Source organism: Moorena sp. SIO4A5 (assembly GCF_010672005.1).
GTDB lineage: Bacteria > Cyanobacteriota > Cyanobacteriia > Cyanobacteriales > Coleofasciculaceae > Moorena.
The window spans coordinates 1-4,638 of record NZ_JAAHHZ010000373.1; the positions used below are offsets into that span (position 1 = coordinate 1).

Annotated in this window: 8 protein-coding genes and 1 pseudogene; 5 read left to right on the forward strand and 4 right to left on the reverse strand. The window is 44.3% G+C overall.

Annotated features, from left to right (window positions below; all coding sequences use genetic code 11):
* A partial coding sequence (locus tag F6K57_RS37245; RefSeq protein WP_293073346.1) for a hypothetical protein occupies positions 1 to 326 on the forward strand: 326 nt, incomplete at its 5' end.
* A 72-nt stretch (positions 327 to 398) separates the two neighbouring features.
* Here the strand turns inward: F6K57_RS37245 and F6K57_RS37250 are convergent.
* The 3 genes and pseudogenes from F6K57_RS37250 to F6K57_RS37260 form a co-directional block, all read right to left on the reverse strand.
* Complete coding sequence (locus F6K57_RS37250) at positions 399 to 650, reverse strand: type II toxin-antitoxin system RelE/ParE family toxin (protein ID WP_293073348.1); 252 nt, start codon at positions 648 to 650, stop codon at positions 399 to 401.
* Complete coding sequence (locus F6K57_RS37255; RefSeq protein WP_293073350.1) at positions 643 to 888, reverse strand: hypothetical protein; 246 nt, start codon at positions 886 to 888, stop codon at positions 643 to 645. The genes F6K57_RS37250 and F6K57_RS37255 overlap by 8 nt, the downstream gene beginning before the upstream one ends.
* Before the next feature lie 469 nt (positions 889 to 1,357).
* Positions 1,358 to 1,558, reverse strand: a pseudogene (locus F6K57_RS37260) (hypothetical protein).
* A gap of 342 nt (positions 1,559 to 1,900) precedes the next feature.
* Here F6K57_RS37260 and F6K57_RS37265 point away from each other — a divergent pair.
* From F6K57_RS37265 to F6K57_RS37280, 4 genes are all read left to right on the forward strand, one after another.
* A complete protein-coding gene (locus F6K57_RS37265) occupies positions 1,901 to 2,359 on the forward strand; it encodes a hypothetical protein (protein ID WP_293073352.1) in 459 nt (152 codons plus the stop codon).
* 77 nt (positions 2,360 to 2,436) lie between these two features.
* Positions 2,437 to 3,381, forward strand: a complete 945-nt coding sequence (locus F6K57_RS37270) for a serine protease (protein WP_293060713.1) — start codon at positions 2,437 to 2,439, stop codon at positions 3,379 to 3,381.
* A 223-nt stretch (positions 3,382 to 3,604) separates the two neighbouring features.
* Entirely contained in the window at positions 3,605 to 4,006 is a 402-nt protein-coding gene (locus F6K57_RS37275; protein ID WP_293060715.1) for a hypothetical protein, read from the forward strand.
* Positions 3,993 to 4,148, forward strand: a complete 156-nt coding sequence (locus tag F6K57_RS37280; protein WP_293060717.1) for a hypothetical protein — start codon at positions 3,993 to 3,995, stop codon at positions 4,146 to 4,148. The genes F6K57_RS37275 and F6K57_RS37280 overlap by 14 nt, the downstream gene beginning before the upstream one ends.
* 158 nt (positions 4,149 to 4,306) lie before the next feature.
* Here F6K57_RS37280 and F6K57_RS37285 read toward each other — a convergent pair.
* Positions 4,307 to 4,638, reverse strand: a 332-nt coding sequence (locus F6K57_RS37285) for an ABC transporter ATP-binding protein (protein ID WP_293070608.1), incomplete at its 5' end; no start/stop codon positions are given.

The window sequence follows — 4,638 nt, forward strand, 5'->3', positions numbered from 1 at the left end:
CAGGTCCCAGTGCATCTCATCGGCAACGGGCTTGCCCACAAGGGAGTCATCCCCGGCTCTGCCTGCAGGAAGCTCCACAAACCCCCCCCAGACCGACCTCGCCGCCGACGCGCTCGACCTTCGTGCTGGGCGATCGCTCCGTTACCTTCTCCTGGCAACTCAACCCTCAATACTCCACTTCTAACCCATATCCACCAACGGCGAGCCTATTCCTCAATGGGACTCGCCGTTGCTTTTTGCTAGGTATTGCCGAGAGAATCCTAGGGTGGGCATTGGTTCAGAAACCGGCCATGGGTAGCGCACGTTGGTGGGCATTGCTCAGATGAATTTGGGCAGGATTTGGGTAAGTAAACCGGCAATGCCCACCCTACAGAATGCTCGGGAGTACGCGATCGCATTTACTTATAAACATCTCCACGAGAACCAATTGCAGTGATAATATAAACTTCCTTTTCTTGATCTTTCCTAAATAATATCCGATACTTACCCACACGCAAACGAAATTCAGGACGACCTTTTAAGGATTTAATATCCAGCGTCGAAGGATTAGAAATTAAGGTATCTAACGCATTAATTATCCGAATTTTATCATCGGTTTGCATTCGCATTAAATAGCGTTCAGCTTGTTTTAAGAGAATATAGTCAATCAAAATTATCTCCTAATAACTTACGCTTTAAATCTTTAGATGAAATTCCTTTATCGTTACCTGATAGATAATTTTTCCAAGCTTCTTGACTTTGAACAATTTCTGTGATTGGAATGGTTTCTTCATCTCCTTCTACTTCTATCCCTTGATTAACTAAGACTTTTAATTCATCTAGTAATCGTAGTTGGTCAGAGAGACTAAGAGAATGAATTTGATTAAGTACCTGATTGTAATTTGTCATAGTCATAAGTTGTAGTGCTTCTTGTAAGGGTTATTAAATTTCAAGCTTCATAATCAAACTAATAGTTAAGTTTATCTTACTGAAACCTAACTTATATAACGGTTGGCATTTAAATAAATTATACTATAAAATTCCGTAAGATTGATTGTTTGACAAAAATTAACATTTACATAAAATTGATTACTGGAAATAAAACAGCGCTATCAAAATAAAAAAATAGCCGTAGAAAGACTATCCACGGCTATTTTAATTATCTATGTCAATGAGTTTCCAAACCCAACCTGATGTATTCGATGTAATTGGCCAAAAGCCAAGCTACAGTAACAGATTCGAGCCTTTGGTCGGGGGGAAAACCCCCCAGAAATTTAGCGATGCAGCGCGGTCTTGGGGAGGCAGCGCGGTCTTGGGGGTCCCCCCCATGAGCGACTGCCGTGGTTTCCCCCATGAGCGACTGCATCAAGACAAGGTGTTATGGTAACAGCCAATACTTCATCATTTTAGTAATGACTTCCCCTGGAACCTCAGTCGGCTCAAGAGGAGACCATTCGGCAATCTATGCATAGCCCAATTTATAAAGCATTTGGATACTATAGATTACTGCTTCACGAGAGCCTTTCAAAGTGTGATCAACAGGTTGTTTATTGAAGTTTTTATTAAAGTATTTTGACATAGATTAACCCTGGAAATTCTTCTGTTTATTTTGATAAATTTAATGATTATGTTTTAAATTTTAAAGGATTTAAAAAAAAGGGGTTTTTGGTAAGTTTTAGGGGGAATAAAAAAAAGCGTAGCATTATTGAAAAATCGTAGGGTGGGCATTGCTGATTAATATCATGATTTAACGGCGATCAATGAAATGGTAAATGCCCACCAATCCACAATAATCCTAGGCTAGTAATTGCTGATCAATATCATTATTGAACGGCGATCAATGAAATGGGCAATGCCCACCAATCCACAATAATCCTAGGGTGGGCATTGGTTCAGAAACCGGCCATGGGTACCTTGGTTGGTGGGCATTGCTCAGATGAATTTGGGCAGGATTTGGGTAAGTAAACCGGCAATGCCCACCCTACAGAATGCTTTGGTGGGCATTGCTGAGATCAATTTGGGCAGGATTTGGGTAAGTAAACCGGCAATGCCCACCCTACAGAATCCTTTGGTGGGCATTGCTGAGATCAATTTGGCCAGGATTTGGGTAAGTAAACCGGCCATGCCCACCCTACAGAATCCTTTGGTGGGCATTGCTCAGATGAATTTGGCCAGGATTTGGGTAAGTAAACCGGCCATGCCCACCCTACAGAATGCTCCCGATTCCCGATTCCCGATTCCCGATTCCCGATTCCCGATTCCCGATTCCCGATTCCCGATTCCCGATTCCCGATTCCCGATTCCCGATTCCCGATTCCCGATTCCCGATTCCCGATTCCATGGTTGCCATAAGTACCCGCAAGGGTACTGTCAACCCTAGTGCAGCCTTGCGATTATGTACATAGAAAGAACATTCAATTGAGTTCTTTTTAGTAGTTAATTGTCAGGAGAATGGTTATGTCAGAAACTGAAAGAGTTTCCAATCAAACCAACCAAGCCAAGGAAATAGAACGGGACGATCAGCCGCTCCATGAAATCACTTCCAGCGAAACTCCATCCCAGTCAATAGATTACGAAGACGAATTTGAGGGAATGATGGGTCGCGGTCAAATCGAAGCAGTACCCGGATTCAATAAATCCCGAGCGCTTAATGACGGTTTGGATTTCGACGAAAGAATTTTGGTCACAGAAGATTTGGAAAATCTTCCAGATGCTGGTGCTAAAGAATTCCAAAGACCGGAGTCAGTATGTGGTAGTGACGACCGCATCCGTATTTCCCCAGCTACTAGTGTTCCCTGGCGATGGATTTGCCAGTTAATCATTACCAAAGCTGATGGCAGCCGGTCCCGGTGTACTGGCTGGTTCATTGGACCACGGACAGTAATGACTTCTGGACATTGCGTCTATAGCCATAGTGCTAATGGTTGGGCGCAGAAAATTGAGGTCTTTCCCGGTATGGATGAGAACGAAGCTCCCTTCGGCTCCCAAGTTGCCACGTCCTTCCGCAGTGTAAAAGGCTGGACACAAGAACAAGATGATGACTTCGACTACGGAGCAATTATTCTACCGGATGACACCCTAGGGAACCGAGTCGGCTGGTTCGGATTTATCAATCTATCCGACGAGTTACTGACAAATCTACAGGTAAATAACTCTGGCTACGCTGGTGACAAACCATTTGGCACACAATGGTTCAATGCTGGCCGAATTACCAGCATCAGTGGTGGCAAGCTCTCCTATATGCTCGATACCTATGGCGGTCAAAGTGGTAGCCCCATCTGGCGCTTCCAAGATGGTGAACGCCATGCAGTGGGAATTCACGGTTATGGTGGCTGTCCTAACAGTGCTGTCCGGATCAATAAGTCTGTGTTTGATAATATGTCCGCTTGGAAAAATCTTTAATATCTCCGGGACTAATCAGCCGTCAGGTATCAGCGGTCAGCTATCAGCGGTCAGCTATCAGCTTATGCGCTACGCGCACGCTACGCGAACAGTGATCAACATTCAGTTATCAGTTATCAGCTGACCGCTGACCGATGCTTCACAGGCTGGAAGCCTGTTCCACAAAGCTGACTGCTGACTGCTGACTGCTTACAAATCAACTAACAAAGGACAAAACCGTCAGATGACTACTAAACTACAAATTCCTTTTAAATCTTTTGCTTTGAGCAGTCTTATCGGATTAAGCCTGCTGTTTTCTGCTTGTAGCGCTCCCCAACCAGACGTTTCACCGGAAAACAATCAGGGTAATAATCCAGATAATAATCCAATAGTTACCTCAACTGATGAACAAATGATTATCGAAGGTAAAATTGTCGCAGTTATGGAAAGTTTCCCTCTACAGTTGAAGGTAGAAACTCAGTCTGGTTCCTATAGTGTACAACTTCTTTCCGATACCAAAATCACTCGTCAAGGAGAAACTGTTGACCCAGGAAAATTAAGTCCTGACCAAAAAGTTCGGATTAAAGGTCAGAGTTCTGGTTCCAGTAAGTCTGCTATCACTGCTGAAACTATTGAAATCCAGTAAGCCCTCAGCGGTCAGCCGTCAGCGGTCAGCTTTGTGGAACAGGCTTCCAGCCTGTGAAGCATCGGTCAGCTATCAGCCGTCAGCTTATGCGCTACGCGCACGCTACGCGAACAGCCGTCAGCTATCAGCCGTCAGCCGTTAAGTCACAGGCTAGAAGCCTGTGCCACAAAGCACCTCAAGTAGCGTGCGCATAAGCTGAATGCTGTTCGCGTAGCGTGTGCGTAGCACATATGCTGAATGCTGTTCGCGTAGCGTGTGCGTAGCACATATGCTGAATGCTGATAGCTGATAGCTTACAAATCACCTTTGTTTATCTAACAACGGAGCTGCCTCTAGCAAGGTTCTAGTGTAAGGATGCTCAGGATTAGTAAACAGGTCATGAGTTGGTTTCTTTTCAACAATCTGACCTTTATTCATCACGGCGATTCCATCACAGAAAAACCGTGCTACCCAGAGGTCATGAGTAATAAACAAATAGGTAAGATTAAAGGCTTCTTTCAACTCTAACATTAATTCTAATACTTGAGTTTGGACACTAGCATCCAGCATACTCACTGGTTCATCACAAATCACCAAACTAGGATGAGTAATCAATGCCCGAGCAATAGCAACCCGTTGTTGTTGTCCTCCAG